The organism is Leptolyngbya sp. CALU 1928, assembly GCF_056784215.1.
Genome location: NZ_JBXBCE010000019.1, coordinates 340,087 through 363,202, shown reverse-complemented (window position 1 = coordinate 363,202; position 23,116 = coordinate 340,087). Strand labels below are relative to the sequence as shown.

Sequence of the window (23,116 nt, the reverse complement as noted above, 5' to 3'; positions counted from 1 at the left end):
TTTCAGCCTATCGGATTTGCCCTTTCTTGTTCCACTCCTTATCCCGAACTCAGGTTAACTTAAAAATAAGTTAATGATTGTCCAATAGAGCTAATTGCGGTTCAGTTCGTGCGGGGGGAAACTTTCTGCAACTAGAAAATTATGCTCTTTCATAATGTCCAATAGATTCATATCTGCCTCTAACAAGCAGGTATGTCCGCTGTAAGGCAAAACAACCAATCGAGAGTTTTGCAGATTTTGCATTAACCATTCCAATTCGGTCAGGGAGGGCAAAAGACTATCCCGAACGCTGCCCAACAGCAAAAATGGCTGGGTTAATTTTTGCAATTCTGCCCCAGACACTTCAAACTGGCTTAATAGTGATATCCGCCATGCGGATGTTGATTTGGGCACAGATTTCATTGCCTCAAGCAGCGCTTGGCGATCGCCACGGTTAATTCGCTCCAACCGCGATAGCAAAGGCAGTAACCCTACAGCAGACATCCGATAAATGGGTTCGGGCAAAATCCCTGCTATCTGAGCGCCTAATTTCATCCAGAGGCGATGCTTAAAGGACGACGCTGGATTAATCAGGATGACTCGCTGAAATAGTTCGGGCGATCGCAACACCACTTTCATCGCCAAACACCCGCCAAACGATTCGCCGCACAAGTACACCGAGCGATCGGGGGCTTTTTCCAATTCTTGCTGCACTAAATTCACTACTTGCTCACTGAGTCCTTCCCACGTTGTTAAATCTGTAGGTGGAATAGCTAGACATCGCACGTCGAAACACGCTTCCAGACCCTCTGTTTGGGTTCTCAAAAGTTGCCCAGTGCCATCCATTCCAGGCAAAAATATGAACAGTGGATAGTGAGGTTGCAATAATCGGGGCGTTAAGAAACAAGGGCTGCTTTTGAGCATAAAAGAGAAGAGGAAATTAGAACTTGGCGAACTCAAAACTTGTTAATAGCAACCCTGGGTTAGAAGCTCATCAATTTCAGCATGGCATTCGTTGGTTATCTCTGCTACCAGCGATCGCGCTTGTTTCCCTTGATAGTCTGCCCGCTGCGACGCTCCGATCCAGTAAGGGCGACCAATTAAAACGCTCACTTGTTGATAGACAGTCATTGGATGCCAGCCCGGTTGATCAAACAACGGTTCTGAAGGATCAACTAAACTTAGCATCCGTAGAGGAACTGCGGCGTTGGTGGATTCTTGATGAGACGCGATCGCCACAGGGAGAATTGCCAGATTCGCGATCGGTGCCCGTAGCGCTAGGTGGGCAAATCCTCGCTGAAAATCGCCCATGTTCCCCGGTGCGGTTGGTTGTACCATGGGTTGTGCGCCTTCAGGAAACACGCCTACGGTTTGTTGCGATTGGAGTAATTGACCCGCTTTGTGAAAAAAGCTTTGTTGGCGTTGGTCAGGAGATCCCAAAGGAAAACAACCCAACTTAGTCACCATTTCTCGCATAATAGGCACCTCGCCCATGTAGTGATGACAGGCAAACCGAATTGGACGCTGAACGGCTGTCATTAACAAAGGAGCATCCATAAAACTACGGTGGTTCCCAATCACTAAAATTGCGCCATCTTGAGGAACGCGATCGCGGTAGTGCGTATAAACCCGAGTGCCAAGCAGGGACAAAAATAGTTGAGAAACCTTTAAAGGATCGTCTGGAAACATTAGATACCTTGAATTGAGCCTTGAATTGAGCAAGCAAAATGAGGATATAAAACGCGATGCTCAGCTTTCTTAAAGCAACGCCCATACTGTCCTTACTCACCAGAAAAGAAAGTAAGCCATCCCTAAAAGCACCTCTCCCTAAAGATCGGGGTTTGAGATAAGGCAATTAATACTTATATAACGTTTAACATACGGTGAATAAAGCCTTGTAGCCTCCTCTGGTAGATTTCTTGCTTTATCGAGCATTCTAGGGAAGTCAGCACACTCACTCTTAAAAAAACAAATTTGTTGCCGATCAAGCCAATGCCCTGGCGGCTCCTTCTTAATCTTTGCCCACAAAACAGCACCCTAATCAAAAGATAGGACTGAATCAGGGTAACGTCCAAATAGCGAGGAATGTTGTCCCTCTCAGATCTAGGTGTTGGGTTCAGAAATGTAAAGTAACGGTAAAGACCTCACTGACTCAAATCTAGGTGTTGGGTTCAGAAATGTAAAGTAACGGTAAAGACCTCACTGACTCAAATCTAGGTGTTGGGTTCAGAAATGTAAAGTAACGGTAAAGACCTCACTGACTCAAATCTAGGTGTTGGGTTCAGAAATGTAAAGTAACGGTGAAGACCTGACTGACTCGATATTTTCATGCAAGTATATTTACATTGAAAGCAAAAAATAAGATTAAAAGTTTGACCCAACCGAACTATCTCGACAAAGTAGTTTGTCAAGCTAAACCCCAATACTCACAAAGGAAATTGGGCAGGCTATTAATAACGATGTTTGCGTTCAATTTTTATCTCCGAAAAACCCATTAAAAGCATAAAAAATGAAAGCGATCGCCCGTCAGCGTATGTTGCAAGAATTCAACTACACTTCAGTCATGCAGTGTTCTTCATCTACTCCTTTGATTGCAAAAGTAACCCGTTGGGCGATCGCGGCTCCTTTTATTCACGATCTAGAACAAGACGGGCAATGGTTAGTCCCTTATGTTTCGGGTGATCGTCATCAATTCAATATCATTCCCCGCCCTAAACCGCTTCGTTCTTGGCACGAAAAATCCTCTGTGCTTGACAACTGTAAGGAATGGCTGACCTACTTGCAACATGGCAAAAATGCCGCTGAAGCAACCAATGGCGGAGTGATTACGGTCTTTCCTCAGTTGGCTAGTGCCGTAGGCATGTATCAACAGTTTTCTCGGAAGAAATTTCCGGTTGTTGCTTGGCTATTTAACGTAGGCACCTGCCAATCGGGTCTACGCCGCTGGATGGCACAAGTCAGTTTGCGGAATATTGATCGATTTGTGGTGCATACCCGGCGTGAATGCGATATTTACAGCCAATGGCTAGGCTTGCCCAAAGAGCGATTTGTATTTCTCCCTTACCAAGTGGATGATATTCCCATTACCTATGAGGAAAACACCACTCAACCGTTTATCGCGGCGATCGGGTCAGCCCATCGCGATTTTCCTACGCTTTTTCAAGCGGTAGAAACACTTAACTTGCCTACGGTGCTTGCGGCTGGCTCTCGTGCATTAGAAGGTCTACAACTGCCCTCTCAAGTTCAAGCCCCACTAGGACTGGGCAAACAGGACTGCCTACGCTTAGCACAAGAAGCCCGAATTAATGTTGTGTCGATGAAGACAAATGCCCAGATCACGGCAGCCGGACAAGTCACCATTGTTGAAGCCATGCGAATGGGGAGAGTTGTGATTGCCTCTCGTTGCAATGGCGCTGAAGATTACATCACGCATGGAGAAACCGGGTTGCTGGTTGAACCCGGATCGGCGCAATCCCTCACTGAGGCGATCGCGATGCTGTGGGACGATCCCCAATTACGCAATAAAATTGGGCGTAATGCAAAGAATTATGCCGCCCAGCACTTTTCTGATGAAGCAGCAGGTGCAGCACTCCAGCGCATCTTAGATGATGTTGGGCGGACAACCTACGAGTAAGTGCGGAGTTGGGAGTACGCAGTGTAAACCCAACGCTCAAATCTTTTCTTACATTCCAACTTGATTGACGTGATCAAGCATTTGCAACCCATGGATCAAAGAAGACCCGCCTCGAATCGCCGTTGCCACATGAATCGCCTCAGTCATTTGTTCTAAATCTGCCCCGCGCTGCAAACATTCCTTGCTGTAGGCATCAATGCAATAGGGGCACTGCACCGTATGAGAAACCGCTAGGGCAATCAAGGCTTTTTCACGAGTTGATAGAGCGCCTTCTGCAAAGACCGCTCCGTAATAGGCAAAGAATTTCTCTGCCAGTTCGGGGTTGCCTTCAGCAATTTTGCCAAAGTTGGGGAGATGATCGGGGTTGTAATAAGGCGACATAGGGAGGAGGAAATTGGGTAGGAGTTGATTCGTGCTTTTCTCGTAGACTGAGATCGGCTGGAATGTTGTTTCGTTTGATAATAGGTTATGACGCTTTCACCGATCGCTTCTTCCCAATCTACAGGGTCTACGGCGCTGATTAACTTAGCCCAAAAAACTCGTGCGAGTGCATTGCAGTTAGGAATGCTGTCTGCTGAGGTGCGAAATCAGGCGCTAGAGGCGATCGCCCAGTCTCTTGAAACGGCAACACCCGAAATTTTGGCGGCGAACGCGGTGGATTGCGAAGTGGCAACGGTTGAAGGAATTGCTTCGACGCTATATGCCCGCCTGAAATTGAATGATACCAAGCTAAAAGAGGCGATCGTCGGAGTGCGCGATTTGGCAAAACTACCTGATCCACTTGGCGAAGTGCAGCTTAATCGTGAATTAGATACAGGGCTGACCTTAAAGCGAATCACTTGCCCCTTGGGCGTTCTAGGCATAATTTTTGAGGCACGCCCGGATGCCGTTGTGCAAATTTCTAGTCTGGCAATTAAATCGGGCAATGGAGTAATTTTGAAAGGCGGCAAGGAGGCAATTCGTTCCTGCGAGGCACTAGTCAAAGCCATTCAACAGGGATTGCAGCAGGTCGGAGTTGATCCCGCTATCGTGCAGCTTTTGACCACGCGGGAAGAAACGATGGAGTTATTAAAGCTGGATCAATGGGTAGACCTGATTATTCCGAGAGGTTCTAATTCGTTTGTGCAATTCGTCCAGGACAATACGCGCATTCCGGTATTGGGTCACGCTGATGGCATTTGTCACTTATATGTAGACAAAGCGGCGGATATTCAAAAAGCAATTGTGATCGCGATCGATGCCAAAACTCAATACCCGGCTGCCTGTAACGCGATTGAAACGATATTGGTGCATCATGCGATCGCGCCCAATTTCTTACCGGACGCAATGGCAGCATTCCAACGTCAACAGGTAGAACTGCGGGGCGATCAGCGGACGCTAGAGATCTTGAACATCAAGCCTGCCACAGAAGCCGATTGGTCAACTGAATATGGTGATCTTGTTGTGGCAATCAAAATTGTGGACTCTTTGGCTGCCGCGATCGCTCACATCACCACTTACGGATCGCGGCACACGGAGGCGATCGTCACAGAAGATGCCCAAACCGCCGCAATATTCATGGCTCAAGTGGATGCGGCAGGGGTCTATCACAACTGCTCAACCCGCTTCGCGGATGGCTTTCGCTATGGCTTTGGGGCAGAAGTCGGCATCAGCACCCAAAAAATGCCGCCTCGTGGACCTGTGGGGCTAGAAGGATTGGTCACTTACAAATATCAGCTGGTTGGCAATGGTCACATTGTTGCCACTTACACGGGCGATCTCGCCAAACCCTTCACCCACAAAGATTTGTAGCGATCCTTTACAGCAATATGATGGATTTAAAAAACGAGTAGCGTTGAGCGACTATTCAATTTAGCCATGACAATATTTATTTTTGCAGATAAATTATGCAACCAGTTATCCGCACTTGCCGGCGCAATGGACGACTCAAAAACTGGCAACGTTCCCCCGGTATCCTAGAAAAACACCACTAATCTTTGTACAGATGAGGTTCAACGCCTTCGGGTATCTACCAAAGATTGAGTGTCTACCCTAGTTCCCTGTTAATCATGCATCTTCAGGTGACGTACATTTTCATACCCCTTATCATGTTGAACCGAGCGATCGCTGAGCTACGCTAAGTAACCTTGCAATGTTTTGGGAATGCTCTTAAGTGCCGTAATTCCCATAACTCTATCTCAGCATTCGCACAAAAACTCCTGAAAATCTATCGTCAATTGATTCATTGACGCATCACTCATTTGTTAAAGTAAACGCCGCTTTTTCTTCGATTTTTCTGCGGCAATGACCGATCAACTCAAGCTTTATGCACTTTACATCCAGTGCCCCTCGCTGGAACACGTTTTAACGATCGAACAAGCAGGCATCTGGTTGCCAAAATCTACGCCTGCCGTTCATTTGTGTGCCGTCTCGCATTGATCTTAGATGCGATCGCATACTCAATCGTCATGCCTTAATCACAGGCGATCAACCTCACAGGATGCCATCTACCGAGTGCAATTTCTTATTAGCATTTGGAGAATAATTGATGCCCAGCAATACCAATGTCCTTGATCCCGGTGCAGGTCTTTCGCTTGTTACCCCTACACCAACCACATCAACAAATGGCAGTCTAACCACTGACCCTACCCCCCAGTTTCTTACTGGCAGCAGTTCTAGTTTATCTGCAACCATCAACAATCCCATCAAGGTTACGTTTGAGAACTTAGCCACTGGTAACTCTGGCAAACCCAGCTATAGCGACCCTAGTGGATTTACCTTTGCCGATGCCGCTGGGTCAGATAATCTGCAAATCCACGGAACGAGTAACGGCTTCCAAAGCAAAGTTCTGCAAAATAACGCTTGGGGACGCACGATTCGGGTCACCAAAACAGGCGGCGGCAGCTTTGACCTATCTTCTTTTGACTATGGAGCGAGTTTATTTGGCGACAGAGCAGATGCCACTGTGACCGGGTACTTAGCAAATGGCTCTACAAAAGTCTCTACCTTCACTGCATCCACCAAACAGATGCAAACGTTAGGGTTAGATTGGGCTGGGTTAAACCGAGTAGAGATTAACTTTGCGGCTGGCAGTAATGCTGCCTACGGTGCTTTAGATAATTTTGTCTTCCTCAATGGATCGACTCCGACTCCCACGCCGACCCCCACGCCGACTCCGACTCCCACGCCGACCCCCACGCCGACTCCTATTCCTACGCCTACGCCAACGCCAACTCCTGTTCCCGCACCAGGAGTTAGCAATCCCGTCAAGGTTACGTTTGAGAACTTAGCCACTGGCAACTCCGGCAAACCCAGCTATAGCGACCCTAGTGGATTTACCTTTGCCGATGCCGCTGGGTCAGATAATCTGCAAATCCACGGAACGAGTAACGGCTTCCAAAGCAAAGTTCTGCAAAATAACGCTTGGGGACGCACGATTCGGGTCACCAAAACAGGCGGCGGCAGCTTTGACCTATCTTCTTTTGACTATGGAGCGAGTTTATTTGGCGACAGAGCAGATGCCACTGTGACCGGGTACTTAGCAAATGGCTCTACAAAAGTCTCTACCTTCACTGCATCCACCAAACAGATGCAAACGTTAGGGTTAGATTGGGCTGGGTTAAACCGAGTAGAGATTAACTTTGCGGCTGGCAGTAATGCTGCCTACGGTGCTTTAGATAATTTTGTCTTCCTCAATGGATCGACTCCGACTCCCACGCCGATCCCTATCCCTACGCCGACTCCGACTCCCACGCCGACTCCTCTGCCGCTAGCCAATAGTCAGCCGATGGTGACAGTGCCCGGTTCCTTGGCGATCTCATCGGGCAAACCCCTCTCCGTTTCTGGCATTCGAGTCGCGGATGCGGATGCAGGTAGTGGAGTTCTGACGACCACGCTAAACGCGACTAATGGCACGATTGCGATTGCCAACAACATTAGCAATGGAGTTGCCGCCGCCAATATCAGAAATAATGGAACGGGCACAGTGATTTTGACTGGAACCCTGCAACAAATCAACAACACCTTGGCAGCCGCTAACGGAGTCCTTTACACGGGCAGAACTGGGTTCGTTGGCAATGACACTATTAGTGTCAATGTGAATGACAACGGCAACTCTGGCACTGGCGGCGCAAAATCTGATAGTAAACCCTTTAGCATCAATGTGTTTGGGGCAACTCCTCCAACACCCGCCCCAACCGGAACGCGATCGCAAATCGGAACCAACTTGGCAGGCATTGCCGACTGGTCTACAGAAATCCCCTTTACAGACGTGTTCAAAACCTCGCGAGAATGGATTTCTCAGCGACAGGGGACACCGTGGGGCGGAGGGGGCAAGCTCAATCTCACGCCTGAAGGGTGGATTGCATCCCTCGCACCCGGACAATATGCGGAAACGCTCGTCCTCACGGGTGCCACGTTCCCTGCTGGCAGATACACCTTGTTCTATGAAGGGGACGGTAAGATCGACTTCGCTTATGGCAATGCCAAAATCGTTAGCCAGTCTCCTGGAAAAATCACGGTTGATGTAACCCCCAGCAATAACGGAGTTTTCATCCGGCTGTCGGAAACCAATTCGAGCAATCCGGTTCGCAATATTCGGTTCATTTTGCCCGGTTTTGAGAATACTTACCAGACTCAAACCTTCAATCCGGTCTTTCTGGAGCGGTTATCGAAGTTCAGCACGCTCAGGTTTATGGATTGGGAATCAACGAACAACTCCACTTTAACAAACTGGAGCGATCGCACGACAACCGCTAGTGCTACCCAGGCAACCAGTAAAGGCGTGGCGCTGGAACATATGATTCAGCTTGCCAATACAATGAAAATTGACCCCTGGTTTACCATTCCTGCCCAGGCAAGTGATGACTATGTGCGAAATTTTGCTACGATGGTGCGAGATCGCCTCGATCCTTCCCTCAAAGTCCACATCGAGTACTCTAACGAAGCCTGGAACGGTATCTTTACCCAAGCAAGCTATGTGGGGCAGCAAGGGCTGGCACGCGGTTTAGACACCAGCAGTTGGAGGGCTGGCTTGCGCTACTATTCCGAGCGCTCCGTTGAAATCTTTAAGATTTGGGAGAACGTGTTTGGTGCTAGCACCAGCCAACGGGTTGAACGCGTATTATCAGGGCAAGCCGCCAACCCTTGGGTCGGTGAACAAGTCTTAGGGTGGAAGGATGCTTATAAACATGCCGATTCCTATGCGATCGCGCCCTACTTTGACGGATTGGGCGATGCGGATGGGGATGGTTGGAGCGATATTAACGATGTTGATCGCGTCAACATCACCATCAACATGACCGCTGACCAAATCATTGATGGAATGCTAAGAGAAATTCCCACCGAAATCAAAGCTATGGTTGATAACAACATGAATTTGGTGAAACGATTTGGCATTGATTTAATGGCTTACGAAGGCGGACCGCACCTGACTAGCTACCAATTTCCCAGCGACAAACTGGCAAAAATGACCGAATTATTTACCGAAGTCAACCGCAATCCTCGCATGAGAGATGTGTACAAAGCCTATCTCAATCAATGGCAGGCAAGCGGTGGCAGTGATTTCAACCAGTTCAACAATGTCACGGCTCCTAGTAAGTCGGGCTTCTGGGGCGCACTGGAATATCAAAACCAAAACCCCAGCACTGCACCCAAATACTTGGGACTCATGGATTTCATCAACGCTAATCCATAAGTTAGCTGTTGCCTGTTAACTCAATGAAATGTGCTAAGACTCCGTAACGTGTCATCTTCCAAGATTGATGCGTTACGGAGTTTCATGTCCATCGCCAATCCGCATTCGTTATTTTTTACGGGATGAGTTAAGCTGAATAATCAGGCAGGCTGGTCGTTTTAGCGTTTTATCTCAGAATTATTGATGAATAGCCCTTTTCTTGAGCGTCTTTATCATCCCGATCGCCCCGTTTTGGTGTTTGACGGGGCAATGGGCACCAATTTGCAGGTGCAAAACCTGACCGCAGAAGACTTTGGTGGAGCGGAGTATGAGGGCTGTAATGAATATTTGACATACACCAAGCCCGAAGCAGTCGCCAAGGTGCATCGCGATTTTCTGGCGGCGGGTGCGGATGTCATTGAAACCAACACCTTTGGCTCTGCCTCGATTGTGTTAGTAGAATACGACCTGGCGGATCACGCCTACCCGCTCAGCAAGCAGGCGGCAGAACTGGCAAAAAGCATAACGGCAGAATTTTCCACGCCAGAAAAGCCCCGCTTTGTGGCAGGTTCTATCGGACCTACAACCAAACTGCCAACGCTGGGACACATTGACTTCGACACAATGAAAGCCTCATTTAGAGAGCAGGCAGAAGGTTTGTGGGATGGCGGCGTAGATTTATTTTTGGTAGAAACCTGTCAAGACGTGCTGCAAATTAAGGCGGCACTCAGCGGAATTGAGGAAGTATTTGCAGAAAAGGGCGATCGCCGTCCGCTGATGGTTTCCGTCACCATGGAAATCCAGGGCACTATGCTAGTCGGTTCCGATGTCGCTGCCATGCTGTCTATTTTGGAACCTTTTCCGATCGACATTTTGGGGCTAAACTGCGCCACAGGACCCGATCGCATGGCAGACCACATCAAATATCTGTCCCAGCATTCTCCCTTTGTGATCTCCTGCATTCCAAACGCAGGCATTCCTGAAAACATTGGCGGTCACGCACACTATAAGCTGACCGCTATGGAACTGCGGATGGCGCTAATGCGTTTCGTCGAAGACTTAGGCGTGCAGGTGATTGGTGGCTGTTGTGGCACTCGCCCCGACCACATCCGCCAGCTTGCTGAACTTGCCGCCACCCTCAAACCTAAGGAGCGACCCATTCGGATTCCCCAGTGGGAGTTAAATGGCAGTGCGGTTAAGAATGACCCACGTCCCGCCTTCAACTACGCCCCTGCTGCGGCTTCCATCTACTCCGCCCAACCCTACGACCAAGATAATTCCTTTTTGATTGTGGGCGAACGTTTAAATGCCAGCGGCTCAAAGAAGGTGCGAGAACTGTTGAACGGGGAAGACTGGGATGGGCTGGTTGCGGTAGCGCGATCCCAGGTGCGCGAAGGTGCCCATGTGCTGGATGTCAACGTGGACTACGTCGGGCGCAATGGCGAGAAGGACATGCATAATTTGGTGTCTCGTCTAGTGACCGATGTCACTCTACCCTTGATGCTGGATTCCACCGAATGGGAAAAAATGGAAGCCGGGTTAAAAGTGGCAGGTGGCAAATGCATCCTTAACTCCACCAATTATGAAGATGGCGAAGAGCGCTTTTTGAAAGTGCTAGAACTAGCGAAAACCTACGGTGCAGGCGTAGTTGTCGGCACGATCGATGAAGACGGCATGGGGCGCACCGCTGAGAAAAAGTTCCAGATTGCTCAACGTGCCTATCGTCAGGCGTTGGAATATGGCATTCCGGCTCACGAAATTTTCTTTGATACGCTGGCGCTACCCATTTCTACCGGAATTGAAGAAGACCGTGCTAATGGCAAAGCCACCCTCGAATCGATTCGCCTGATTCGAGAAAATCTTCCGGGCTGCCACATTTTGCTGGGTGTGTCTAACATTTCCTTTGGGCTGAGTCCGGCAACCCGAATTGTGTTGAACTCGGTGTTTTTGCATGAAGCGGTGCAGGCGGGTATGGATGGGGCGATCGTTAGTGCCGCAAAAATTATCCCCTTGGCAAAAATTGATCCGAAACACCAGGAAGTTTGCCATGACTTAATCCACGACGATCGCAAATTTGACGAGAATCATGTCTGTGTTTACGATCCGCTAACCATTCTAACGACCCTATTTGAAGGGGTTTCAGCAAAAGATGCCCGATCCAAAGATGTGCTGGCGGATCTGCCGATCGAAGAACGTCTGAAGCGCCACATTATTGACGGTGAGCGGATTGGGCTGGAAGAGGCTCTGGCGATCGCCCTACAAACTTACAAACCGCTGGATATTATCAATATTTACTTGCTAGACGGCATGAAAGTCGTTGGCGAACTGTTTGGCTCCGGGCAGATGCAGTTGCCGTTTGTCTTGCAATCTGCCGAAACCATGAAATCCGCCGTGGCATACTTGGAACCCTTCATGGAAAAAGCTGACGATGGCAAAGACACCGCCAAAGGCACGTTCTTGATCGCCACGGTCAAAGGCGACGTGCATGACATTGGCAAAAATCTGGTAGATATCATCCTCTCGAATAATGGTTATCGGGTGATCAATCTGGGCATCAAGCAGCCTGTGGACAAGATCATTGAAGCCTACGAGCAGCACAATGCCGACTGTATTGCCATGAGCGGCTTGCTCGTCAAATCCACGGCTTTCATGAAAGACAATCTGGAGACGTTTAACCAGCGCGGCATTCAGGTGCCCGTGATTCTGGGCGGCGCGGCACTCACGCCCAAGTTTGTTTATCAAGACTGCCAAAATGTCTATGGTGGCAAAGTCATTTATGGCAAAGATGCCTTCTCTGACCTGCACTTCATGGAAAAGCTGATGCCTGCGAAAGCGGCAGAGAACTGGGATGATGCAAAAGGATTTTTGGATGAACAGGTGGAGGCTGAGTTTGCAGCGCTAGATGATGAGATAGAAACGCCATTGGTCACTTCTGAGGAAATTCACCATTCAAACCTCAAAACTCAACATTCTGAATCTCCAGAAGATTTGATTCGATCAGACGCGATCGCCGCTAATATTCCCCGCCCCACGCCGCCATTTTGGGGCACTCAGATCCTCAATTCTGAAGAGATTCCCTGGGACGAAATTTTTTGGCATCTCGATTTGCAGGCATTGATCGCCGGACAGTGGCAGTTCCGCAAGCCGCGAGACCAGTCAAAGGAGGAATATGACCAGTTCTTACAAGAAACGGTCTATCCCATTTTGGAACGGTGGAAAACCCGAATCGTGGCAGAAAATCTGCTCCAGCCCCAAATTATTTATGGTTACTTTCCCTGCCAATCGGAAGGCAACTCAGTTCATATCTATGATCCAGCGATCGCAGATACCCCTTCGACTCCACTGGTCACCTGGAAATTCCCCCGCCAAAAATCCCTGCGGCGTTACTGCATTGCTGACTTTTTCGCGGATAAAGAAGCCGGACAAATGGATGTCTTTCCGATGCAGGCAGTTACAGCCGGACATAGCGCCACCGAGTTCGCTCAAGCGCTATTCAAAGCCGACAGCTACACCGAATATCTATATTTTCACGGGCTATCCGTGCAAATTGCCGAAGCGCTTTCAGAATGGACTCATGCGCGAATTCGGCGCGAGTTAGGCTTTGGGGCACAAGATCCAGATAATATCCGGGATATGTTGGCACAGCGCTATCAAGGGTCGCGCTACAGCTTTGGCTATCCTGCCTGTCCAGAGATTGCCTATCAGTACAAACAATTGGAATTGCTGGGCACCGATCGCATTGGCATGTTTATGGACGAAAGCGAACAGCTATATCCCGAACAATCCACCACCGCGATCGTGGCATATCACCCCGCCGCAAAGTACTTTAGTGCTTAAACAATTGGATCATTTCTAAATGACGCATCCGATTTGAGATTGATCCCCAAATGTGCGACAGTAAAAAGCAATCTTTAGAGTAAACTTTTGCAACTATTGGCTTATCCCTGTAGGATCATGATTCGTCTTGGGTAATTGCAATAGTTGTGTCAAAGGAAGCGTATGCGAAAGCACATTTTATGGGTCGCAGGTTCGATTTTTATCGCCACAGTATCGGTTTCTCCAGCTTCGGCACAGGAGCAGCGGCTGTTAGAAAATAGTTCAGCTAACGCTACGAACGCTAGTAGACCTAACAGCAAAGATCCACTAGCCCAACTGTTGCGGGAAGGACGGCGTTTAGTCAACTCTGGGAACGTTCCGGCTGCATTGGCGGTCTATCAGCAAGCGGCAACTTTAGATCAAGCAAACCCGAAAATTTTTGCGGGCATGGGCTTTCTATATGCCAGCCAAGGAAATTATGATGCAGCGCTGGGAGCTTATCAACAGGCGATCGCCCTAGATCCTAAAAATGCTGAGTTTCACTATGCGCTTGGGTTTAATCTTGCTAGTTTAGGCAGAAATGATCAGGCGCTTTCCGCGTATCGTCAGGCGATCGCATTTAATCCTCGTCATGCCAATGCCAATTTAAGTATGGGTGTCATCTTGGCACGTCAAGGTCGATACGATGAGGCCATGAACATTTACCGTCGCGTTACTGCGTTTTCGCCCAACAGCTACAAAGGTTTTGAACTGCTCGGAACGTCGCTGATTCAGTTGAAACGTCCTCAAGAAGCGTTTACGGCTCTACAGCAGGCGGCTCGAATTGCTCCAAAGCAAGGGATGGCGCGGGTTCACATCGGCACGGCTTGGCTACAGTTGAATAATTTTGATAAAGCGATCGCGTCTTTTAACAAAGCGGTGCAACTAGAACCCAGAAACCCCAGCATTCAGCTACAAATGGGTAAATCACTGCAAGCCGCGCAACGTTATGAAGAGGCAATGCGTGCCTATCAACGGGCGATCGCTCTTCGCCCCAATCTGCCCGAAGCTCAGGAAGGCTTGGGTGATATTTTCTTTGAGCAGGGAAACTACTCCACTGCCACGAATTTTTACCGTCAATATATTGCCTATATGCCAAACGATCCTGAAGGGCACTACAAGCTAGCCAAGGCGCTGAAAGAATCTGGGCGCAAACAGGAAGCAGTGTATGCCTTAGATCAAGCGCGGAATTTGACCAAGGCTCAAGGAAATCCAGGCGATCGCCTACGAGATATCGACACTTTAATGAAAGAACTCAGAAAGTAGACCTCTTACGTGAAGGTAGGTAAGCAGGTAGAACTGGTCAAGGAGGAATTATGACCTACGAGCAGCAACTTTGAACTGGCTCTCTCTGCTTGATTCGCGCAAGAGTTCTATTACACCCTCAAAAGGGGGCGCTTTGAGCAACTCCAACTGCAAACCTAAGCGCGCTGACTCAATGCTCTTGCCACCGATGCTATTGGCGCTTGATGTTTTTGACCGCCCACGCTAGGCTCAACCCCGATGAGCCTTGTGATAGTGTGCTTCAATCGACTGAGGATTGATTGTTACACCGTAAGTGTGAGCCGAAAAATCGCTCTCGAAAAATGTCAATGCTCCATATAAGTCATCGTCTGGATTGCTCGGTTAGGTGATTTTTTGGCTCATAAAGCGAATGGAGAACCCGGTTTGAAAACTCTTTGGCGAGGAATTGGGGTTCTCCATCATTTACTCGAAGGCTCGTAACTCACTGCTCAAACTAACTCCTGATACGATCCTGCCGACTTTTGGGTAATGGATAGACTTGGAAGATGGGGGATTCTGTCAACAGGTATGGTTTCTGTATGGTCACAGTAGGCCAATAGAATTTTTTAGATCTTTGAAGAGGTGAACTCGTCTTTTATCAGTTTGTCCCAACCCATATTTTTAAGGGAGTCGTTGCGACGAAGAGGGCGCGTCACGAGTTCAAGAATATCCCGTGCATTGCCAAAGCCGTGAATTTGAGCAAAGGTAAATTCAACTGACCACTTTGTATTGATGCCACGGGCTTCCAATGGATTCGCATGAGCCATGCCCGTAATCACTAGATCGGGTTGCAATGCTTTAATCCGTTGTAGTTGGTTGTAGTTGTCTGGTTTCTCAACAATGGTAGGAATAGGAACGTTCATTTCTCGGCAGGTTTGCTCTAATAGGGCAAGTTCTGCGGCTTGATAGCGTTTGTCCATGTAGGGGATGCCAATTTCATAGCAGGTCATGCCGCAGCGGATGAGGAAACGGGCAAGGGAAATTTCCAGTAGATTATCACCCATGAAAAATACAGATTTTCCACGAATCAAGCTGGTGTATTCTTCCAGATTTTGCCAAATTAGCGCTTCTCTTTCATCTAAGCCCTTGGGTTCGATGCCAAACACAGAGCAGATTTTTTCCACCCAAGCGCGGGTGCCGTCGGGACCGATCGGAAAGGGGGCACCAATCAGTTTGCATTTGCGGCGACGCATGAAGGTGGTGGCGGTGCGGGAGAGAAAGGGGTTTACACCTGCAACGTAATAGCCTTCTTGAATGATGGGTAGTTCAGTATAGCGTTTAGAGGGGAGCCAGCCGGAGACTTTAATACCTTGTTTTTTTAGTTCGAGGGTTAGCTGAGTAACCACGGGGTCAGGCAGGGAGCCGAACAGAACGAGGGGGGGATGATCAACATATTCAGCTTCGTCGGTGGCAATATCTTCTTTTTTGCGTCCGAAGTTCAGCAGTTTTGAGATCGCATTCCGCTCTTCTTTTTCTGATTCTGGGGCTTTTTCGGGGCAGCGATGCACCATTGCTGCCAGCACGGTATCTTCTCCTTGAGTGAAGGCGTAGTCGAGACCATTGGCACGAGCGACCACGATGGGAATACTTAGTTCAGACTCTAGCTTGGGAGCCATGCCTTCTAAATCCATTTTGATGATTTCGGTAGTGCAAGTGCCGATCCAAACAATCACACTGGGATTCCGATCGCGCTTAATTTGTAGGCACAGCCGCTTTAGTTCCTCATAATCATTTAGCTGAGCTGAAATATCGCCTTCTTCCAGTTCTGCCATGGCATAGCGAGGTTCAGCGAAAATCATCACCCCCATGGCATTTTGCAGAAAATATCCGCAGGTTTTCGTTCCAATCACCAGAAAGAAACTATCTTCAATTTTTTGGTAGAGCCAAGCAACGCAGCTAATGGGGCAAAACGTGTGGTAGTTTCCTGTTTCACATTCAAACGTCAACGCTTGGGGTTGGGTATCGGCAAGGGTCATTACAGTATTCTCCTGAACTAATGGGCGAGTCTTTAACTTAAAAATGATTGCTCAGTAACCTAAGAGTCTGTTTGAGCGAACAAATTTGTTTGAGTGATTTGAGCCACTAACTAAGTCTTTCTCCTGTTCATTCGCTCGTCGTTCACTCAGTAACTGAGAGCTTTGGGGGCTGAAATCTAGTGGGTTGCGATCGCCCAGAGCGACCGCCCTCACAGGATTCATCAATTTTGGATATTAAATGAGACACTTGGCTTACAGGCAAATCAGTCTCATAAGACGATGCAGCCGGAAGAAACTTGAGCGCATCAGTGGCAGGTGTCTGTTTCACGTTGCCGTTATCCAACGCCTTTGGACGGGGCTTAGATGCGGCTTTTAGTTGTTCATCTGGATTAAAGTTGAGATCCAAAGCCGCTATGATTCGGTCTGGATTACTGCTTAAGTCAACAATTAAAGGAAGCAACTGATTTAGCTGGGGTTCTAATGCAGATAAGGTTGCCAGGATGAAACTTGAAGAGGGGCGGCGGTGCCCATCACAGTTAACCCAGACCTGCAACCGAGCAATCCAAACACGATTTTCGGCGTAGTAGTCTAGCCATTTCTTTTTTACAGATTGACGAAACTGCTGAGTATTCACGCGACACCTTTAAATGAGAGTTAATGAGCTTAAAGCTTCAGTTCCACACTATTGTCGGACAACTTGAAACTTAATCTTTAAAACTCAAAACTCTCTTCAGATCATCAAACCATCATCAGATCCAACACTTCTTCCTCAGATTTCACTTTGGGTTCCTGCGGATTGAGGTAGAAATCAGATAGCAGCGAAAATAATTCGCGATCGGGCGTATCATTGGGCACCACACCTTCGGGTCTTGCCAAAATTTGATCAGCAATATTTAGATAGTAGTCACAGACATAGTTTAAAGACGGATCGGTTTCAGCCATCTCAAACAAGGTTTTGCCCTTCACCCGCGAAACCCGAATATCTTCGATCAACGGCAACACCTCAAGGACTGGCATGGGCACCGCTTCAATATATTTCTCAATTAGATCCCGCTTGGAGGTTCTGTTGCCAATTAGTCCGGCAAGTCGCAGGGGATGAGTCCGGGCTTTTTCGCGAACTGAAGCTGCAATCCGGTTCGCAGCAAACAAAGCATCGAAGCCATTGTCCGTCACAATCATGCAGTAATCGGCATAGTTTAGCGGAGCCGCAAAGCCCCCGCACACCACGTCACCTAGCACATCAAACAGAATTACATCGTATTCATCAAAAGCGTTTAGTTCTTTCAGCAGCTTGACGGTTTCACCCACTACATAGCCGCCGCAACCAGCACCAGCAGGAGGTCCACCTGCTTCTACACAGTCAACTCCGCCGTATCCTTTATAGATGACATCTTCGGGCCAGACATCTTCATAGTGATAGTCTTTCTCTTGAAGCGTATCAATAATGGTTGGAATTAGAAAACCCGTTAGGGTGAAGGTGCTGTCGTGCTTGGGATCGCACCCAATCTGCAAGACCTTTTTTCCCCGTTTGGCAAGGGCTACAGAGATATTGCAGCTTGTGGTTGATTTTCCAATTCCACCTTTTCCATAAACGGCGAGTTTCATATCGTTTGGCTCCTAATTTTTCTTAAAGGTGGTGGTAGTAAGGTCTGCGCTAGATGAAGGTAGGCTATGCCGACTCAAACAGCCCCTATCAACAATGCAAGTTTTTTCAGTCACTGCAAGCATTATTGTCGAATTTCGCAGTTAAAGGAAGCTGTCTTAGAAGGCAAGTGAAGCGCAAACGGCAGTTATTAAATTCATGGAAGGCTTAAAGAGATTATTAGACTACTTTATAGCTTATTTGAATATTTTTTGATTAAAAACAAATTTTATGCTTCACTTTATATAAAAATCGGATCAAACTTAAATATTTAGGATGGTGATCGCATTTGCTTAAACAGGCAAGTTCTTGGATTGAGATTGAGTTCTGGCAAGTGTTTTAAGAGGGTTTTGCTAGTCAATTCACTAAAGCTTAGGTATAAAGTCCCTAAACGGAAGGTGAAATAAGGCTTTTGCAGATTCACATTAAATCTTTGTGAAAATGCAGCTTTGAGAAAACATACATTTTAGGACTGACGAATCTTTTGTTAAAAATGGTTAATTATTTATGATTGGTAAACTTGTATGAATTTTTAGGCTTTGGGAATGAAAGTCAGCCTTGCAATATCTCTACAGCCAATGTCAACAGACAGTAGAAAAAGTATTTTTGCGATCGCCCCAGCCTGCTAAATTAGCTGCGACTTAAACTATCACCGTCTTTTGCAGAAATTGAACGACAACCGCCGACCTTGATGAATGGAACTTAATCCCAGAACTTAATCCCAGTTTGATTGCCCAATCTCAACGCATCTATCGCTCCTTTTCAACGTCCCTGATAATTTCAGAAAGGCTCTTTAGAATGGGAGGTGAAATAAAAAGAAATGAATTTTGGTAAAAGTAGCGATCGCTAGCGCCAAAGTTACCCACCAGCGGTATAAGAAGATCACACCTTATACCTTTCTGCTCTCAAACACGCTCTAAATTATCTATTACGACCCACTTGATCGGTTCAATAGCCCTCTATCATTACCTAGCTGCCCATGGTTACATTGCTCGAAAATCCACTCCGCGCTGGCTTGCAACAAGACCGCGTGCCAGAACCACAAATTCTGATTATCTTTGGAGCCTCCGGTGACCTCACCCAGCGTAAACTGATCCCCGCTCTCTATCAAATGAAACGAGAGCGACGACTGCCTCCCGAAATCACGATTGTGGGCTTTGCGCGCCGCGAATGGACGCACGACTACTTCCGCGACCACATGAAGGAAGGCGTTGAGCAGTTTGGTAGTGGATTAGGCTCCGAAGCCACCTGGAACGATTTTGCCAAGGGCTTATATTATTTTTCAGGCGATTTAGACAACCCAGAAAGCTATCAAAATCTCAAAACCTTTCTGAGTACCCTAGATGAACAACGGGGCACTCGCGGCAATCGAGTCTTTTACCTGTCCGTCGCACCCCGCTTTTTCTCCGAGGCAATTCTTCAACTGGGTTCCGCTGGGATGATTGAAAATCCTAAAAAGCAGCGAATGGTAATCGAAAAGCCGTTTGGACGGGATCTCAGTTCGGCTCAAGCGCTCAATCGAGTGGTGAAAAAAGCCTGTGACGAAACCCAGGTTTACCGCATTGACCATTATTTGGGTAAAGAAACCGTTCAAAACTTGATGGTGTTTCGGTTTGCCAACGCTATTTTTGAGCCACTTTGGAACCGCCAATTTGTGGATAACATTCAAATTACCGTTGCCGAAACAGTGGGTCTAGAGGGGCGGGCAGGATACTACGAAACCGCTGGGGCACTGCGCGACATGGTGCAAAACCACCTGATGCAGCTATTTTGCTTAACCGCTATGGAACCGCCGAACTCGCTGGATGCAGACAGCATTCGAGGTGAGAAAGTTAAGGTGCTGCAAGCGACTCACTTGTCAAACGTTGAAGATATTCGGCTGACCGCAACCCGCGGACAATATACTGGCGGGTGGATGAAGGGCAAGCCGGTTCCGGGGTATCGGGAAGAAGAAGGGGCAGCGATCGATTCTACTACGCCCACCTATGCCGCGCTAAAGCTTTCTATTGACAACTGGCGATGGAAGGGAGTTCCTTTTTATCTGCGAACTGCAAAGCGGATGCCCAAAAAGGTTTCGGAAATCTCCATTCAGTTCAAAGAGGTGCCATTTTTAATGTTCCAATCGGCAGCCCAGCAGGTCAACCCAAATGTGTTGGCTCTTAGGATTCAGCCGGACGAAGGGATTTCCATGCGGTTTGATGTAAAAACCCCTGGAAATTCTCTCCGCACTCGTCCGGTGGAAATGGATTTTCGCTATGAGTCTGCCTTTGGTCAGCCCAATACGGATGCTTATGCTCGCCTGCTGATCGACTGCATGTTAGGCGATCAAACCTTGTTTACTCGCGGGGATGAGGTGGAGGCTTCTTGGCGAATTTTGACCCCACTCCTGCAAGTGTGGGATGCTCCCGCGCCTCCAGAGGTGATTCCGCTCTATGAAGCGGGAACGTGGGGGCCTGTGGAGGCTGAATTGCTATTACAGCGGGATGGGCGTAAATGGCGCAGGCTGCTGTAGAGGTAAGAGAGAAGAAAGAAGAGAGAAGAAGGGCAGATCATTGCTTGCTCATGACTGATTACTAAACAAATCACCAACATCTGACTTATGACCACTACTCCCTTGATTGCGCTCCAACAGCCGAAAGATATTTCGCTGCATGAGATTGAGGCACAATTAAACGCGATGTGGAACAGCCAAAGTAGCGATATTGCGATTACGGCTACTCGTGCTTCCACGTTCAGCATGATTGTTTATGAGCCAGAAGAGTTTCAGCAACTGCTGGCAGTTTTGGGTTTTTACAAAAATGCCATTGATGGTATCCACGGCTCTGAGACTAAAGAGGCGATTGAAAAAGCTCAAAAAACCTATGAGTTACCGATTACAGGGCGGGTTGACCCGGATACGCTAACTCGTTTGCGGGAAGAGGTGGCGGGGCTACCCCCCGATCGCTTAAAGGTGACAAATATCAATCTGCGGGGGGCGAATTTGAGTGATGCGATCGCGGTTCGCAATCCTCGCCGCATTATCACCCTTAGCCCGATTTTGGGAGAAGATCAGGGCGTAACGGCAATTGTCTCAGCCTATTGTCCCATTCAAAAAGCCACCAGCGAGAATCTGATTTGTAGCGAGTACATTACCCTAACGGGCACGAAAGCGGCTCTCAACCGGATTGGCGATGTGGTTGCAGCTTTGCTGATCCCAGACTTGCCCAAGTTTTTATGGTGGAAAGCAACCCCAAACCCGGAACATGAGCTATTTAAACGGCTAATAGAAGCGGCTCAGTGCATTATTTTAGACTCTTCTTATTTCAGCGATCCAGAAGCTGAGCTTGTCAAAATGCAGGATCTAGTTGATTCTGGCATTTCAGTTGCCGATCTCAACTGGCATCGGTTGTTGCCTTGGCAAGAGTTAACGGCAATAACCTTCGACCCGCCAGAACGTCGGACATCGCTGTCCCAAGTCGATCGCATCGTGATTGACTATGAACAAGGAAATGCGGCTCAAGCGCTGCTATTTTTGGGTTGGATGGCGAGTCGATTAGGCTGGACACCAACTGACCTGATTGAAATTGGTGGAGATTATGAGATTCGACACGTTAAGTTTGTCAATGCTGACCAATTAGAAGTAGAGGCAGAATTGGCTGCCATTCCCACGGCTGATGTGGGCGAAATTGTGGGAGATTTAATCGGCTTGCGGTTAGGGTCTACTGACCCCACTGCGAACTGCGGCACAATCTTATGCTCTGAAACGACGGGCTGTATGCGACTGGAAGCAGGCGGCGCGGCTCAGGCATCCGGTGGCTATACCGAAATGGTGAAGGCGATTAATGACCAAAAAGCTGAGTTCTTGCTGAGCCAACAGCTTCAACGCTGGGGACGGGAAGTGCTGTTTGAAGAAAGCCTTGCGATCGTCGTTCAAATTCTGTCTTTACCCCGCAAGTCTGAGTAAAAACCGTCGGACACTATGACCTTATGCAAAATGTTCGTTTAGTGTTTTTGTGATGTTTCTGGGTTTATCCACATCTAGTCCTCGCTGTATGGCAATATGGTACGCCAGCAATTGCAGCGGAATTACAGACAGTATGGGCGAAAGAGGATGAGCGATCGCGGGCAATATCAGCGCGTGATCAAATAAATTAGCGGTTTCTGGGGGAGCGTCATCTGTCAAAATGCCAATGATCGGCGAACCGTGGGATTTGACTTTACGCAGGTTGGCAATCATAGCGGCGTGGGTCGAGTCAGTGGGGGCGATCGCAATCACGGGCACCTGGGCATCGAGTAAGGCGATGGGTCCGTGCATAAACTCACCTGCGCTATAGCCCTCAGCATGAAGGTAGGTCGTTTCCTTCAGCTTTAAGGCACCTTCTAGGGCGATCGCTCGGTTCCCCCCACGACCCAACACAATACAATGCCGCTGATTGACTAATTCCTGAGCAATCTGCTCAATTTGGGTTTCCAACTCCAGCACCGCCCGGATTTTTGCAGGTACTGTAGACAACTCGATTAAGTAAGCTTGAATTTTTTCAGGCGAAATGGCTCGGCACCCACGCGCCAGTCCTAGCGTGAGATAAAAACAAACGATCAACTGATTCACAAAGGTTTTCGTGGCGGCTACACCGACCTCCGTTCCCGCGAGGGTGGGCAACGTCCAATCCACCAGCTTACTCAAAGCCCTATCTGGTTGGTTGGTAATCCCCAGCAAATGAGGCTGGAATACAGCAGTTTGAGCCAATCTACGCTGTTTATCAAGGGCGATCGCAGCAAGCGTATCCGCCGTTTCGCCCGACTGTGTGATGCCAATGGTGAGCGTATTGGCAGTCATCGGCAGCGGTGCTTCCAGAAATTCTGAGCCAGACCGAATCCGCACGGGAATACCGACTAGCTGCTCAATCCAGTACTGGGCAGTCAATCCAGCATGGTAACTCGTACCGCAGGCGAGAATGTGGACTTCACTTAGGTGGGTAGGAAAACTAGGCAGGAGTGGCTCAAGAGTCGCATCTAAATAATGTGCGAGGCAGGCTTGCACGGCTTGAGGCTGCTCGTGAATTTCCTTCAGCATGTAATGGGGAAACCCACACAGAAGATCATGCATGGTTAGA

General features: G+C 48.3%; 16 protein-coding genes. 9 read left to right on the top strand and 7 right to left on the bottom strand.

Annotation, left to right across the window (positions count from 1 at the left end; translation table 11 throughout):
* Window positions 1-90: 90 nt before the first annotated feature.
* A complete protein-coding gene (locus tag AC1S5B_RS26985) occupies window positions 91-903 on the bottom strand; it encodes an alpha/beta fold hydrolase (RefSeq protein WP_482038741.1) in 813 nt (270 codons plus the stop codon).
* 42 nt (window positions 904-945) lie between these two features.
* The gene (locus AC1S5B_RS26980) at window positions 946-1,668 is read right to left on the bottom strand and encodes a lysophospholipid acyltransferase family protein (RefSeq protein WP_482038740.1); all 723 of its coding nucleotides are present in this window, start codon (window positions 1,666-1,668) and stop codon (window positions 946-948) included.
* An 820-nt stretch (window positions 1,669-2,488) separates the two neighbouring features.
* On the opposite strand from AC1S5B_RS26980, the gene AC1S5B_RS26975 reads away from it, so the two are divergent.
* Window positions 2,489-3,613, top strand: a complete 1,125-nt coding sequence (locus AC1S5B_RS26975) for a glycosyltransferase family 4 protein (RefSeq protein WP_482038739.1) — start codon at window positions 2,489-2,491, stop codon at window positions 3,611-3,613.
* A 48-nt stretch (window positions 3,614-3,661) separates the two neighbouring features.
* On the opposite strand, the gene AC1S5B_RS26970 is transcribed toward AC1S5B_RS26975, so the two are convergent.
* Window positions 3,662-3,994 (bottom strand): arsenosugar biosynthesis-associated peroxidase-like protein, encoded by a 333-nt coding sequence (locus tag AC1S5B_RS26970; RefSeq protein ID WP_482038738.1) that lies wholly within the window; start codon window positions 3,992-3,994, stop codon window positions 3,662-3,664.
* Between the two features lie 87 nt (window positions 3,995-4,081).
* On the opposite strand from AC1S5B_RS26970, the gene AC1S5B_RS26965 reads away from it, so the two are divergent.
* The 6 genes from AC1S5B_RS26965 to AC1S5B_RS26940 all read left to right on the top strand — a co-directional run bounded on the left by AC1S5B_RS26965 (window position 4,082) and on the right by AC1S5B_RS26940 (window position 14,846).
* Window positions 4,082-5,404: a glutamate-5-semialdehyde dehydrogenase gene (locus tag AC1S5B_RS26965; RefSeq protein WP_482038737.1), complete on the top strand. Its 1,323-nt coding sequence runs from the start codon at window positions 4,082-4,084 to the stop codon at window positions 5,402-5,404.
* A 492-nt stretch (window positions 5,405-5,896) separates the two neighbouring features.
* On the top strand, window positions 5,897-6,031 hold the full coding sequence (locus AC1S5B_RS26960; RefSeq protein ID WP_482038736.1) for a hypothetical protein: 135 nt from the start codon (window positions 5,897-5,899) through the stop codon (window positions 6,029-6,031).
* A gap of 109 nt (window positions 6,032-6,140) precedes the next feature.
* Window positions 6,141-9,287 carry a hypothetical protein gene (locus AC1S5B_RS26955; RefSeq protein ID WP_482038735.1) on the top strand — a complete coding sequence of 1,049 codons (3,147 nt, stop codon included), beginning with the start codon at window positions 6,141-6,143 and terminating at the stop codon, window positions 9,285-9,287.
* 183 nt (window positions 9,288-9,470) lie between these two features.
* Window positions 9,471-13,103 (top strand): methionine synthase, encoded by a 3,633-nt coding sequence (gene metH / locus AC1S5B_RS26950; RefSeq protein WP_482038734.1) that lies wholly within the window; start codon window positions 9,471-9,473, stop codon window positions 13,101-13,103.
* Window positions 13,104-13,265: 162 nt separating this feature from the next.
* A complete protein-coding gene (locus AC1S5B_RS26945) occupies window positions 13,266-14,387 on the top strand; it encodes a tetratricopeptide repeat protein (RefSeq protein WP_482038733.1) in 1,122 nt (373 codons plus the stop codon).
* A gap of 342 nt (window positions 14,388-14,729) precedes the next feature.
* On the top strand, window positions 14,730-14,846 hold the full coding sequence (locus AC1S5B_RS26940; RefSeq protein ID WP_482038752.1) for a hypothetical protein: 117 nt from the start codon (window positions 14,730-14,732) through the stop codon (window positions 14,844-14,846).
* Between the two features lie 125 nt (window positions 14,847-14,971).
* Here AC1S5B_RS26940 and AC1S5B_RS26935 read toward each other — a convergent pair whose 3' ends face one another.
* From AC1S5B_RS26935 to bchL, 3 genes are all read right to left on the bottom strand, one after another.
* Entirely contained in the window at window positions 14,972-16,381 is a 1,410-nt protein-coding gene (locus tag AC1S5B_RS26935) for a ferredoxin:protochlorophyllide reductase (ATP-dependent) subunit N (protein WP_482038732.1), read from the bottom strand.
* Window positions 16,382-16,523: 142 nt separating this feature from the next.
* Complete coding sequence (locus AC1S5B_RS26930; RefSeq protein WP_482038731.1) at window positions 16,524-17,015, bottom strand: DUF5331 domain-containing protein; 492 nt, start codon at window positions 17,013-17,015, stop codon at window positions 16,524-16,526.
* Window positions 17,016-17,119: 104 nt separating this feature from the next.
* Window positions 17,120-17,986: a ferredoxin:protochlorophyllide reductase (ATP-dependent) iron-sulfur ATP-binding protein gene (gene bchL / locus AC1S5B_RS26925; RefSeq protein ID WP_482038730.1), complete on the bottom strand. Its 867-nt coding sequence runs from the start codon at window positions 17,984-17,986 to the stop codon at window positions 17,120-17,122.
* A gap of 1,016 nt (window positions 17,987-19,002) precedes the next feature.
* Between bchL and zwf the strand changes: the two genes are divergently transcribed.
* Window positions 19,003-20,535, top strand: a complete 1,533-nt coding sequence (gene zwf, locus AC1S5B_RS26920) for a glucose-6-phosphate dehydrogenase (RefSeq protein WP_482038729.1) — start codon at window positions 19,003-19,005, stop codon at window positions 20,533-20,535.
* A gap of 87 nt (window positions 20,536-20,622) precedes the next feature.
* On the top strand, window positions 20,623-21,966 hold the full coding sequence (gene opcA, locus AC1S5B_RS26915; protein ID WP_482038728.1) for a glucose-6-phosphate dehydrogenase assembly protein OpcA: 1,344 nt from the start codon (window positions 20,623-20,625) through the stop codon (window positions 21,964-21,966).
* A 21-nt stretch (window positions 21,967-21,987) separates the two neighbouring features.
* Here opcA and AC1S5B_RS26910 read toward each other — a convergent pair whose 3' ends face one another.
* The gene (locus tag AC1S5B_RS26910; RefSeq protein WP_482038727.1) at window positions 21,988-23,109 is read right to left on the bottom strand and encodes an SIS domain-containing protein; all 1,122 of its coding nucleotides are present in this window, start codon (window positions 23,107-23,109) and stop codon (window positions 21,988-21,990) included.
* Window positions 23,110-23,116 lie beyond the last annotated feature (7 nt).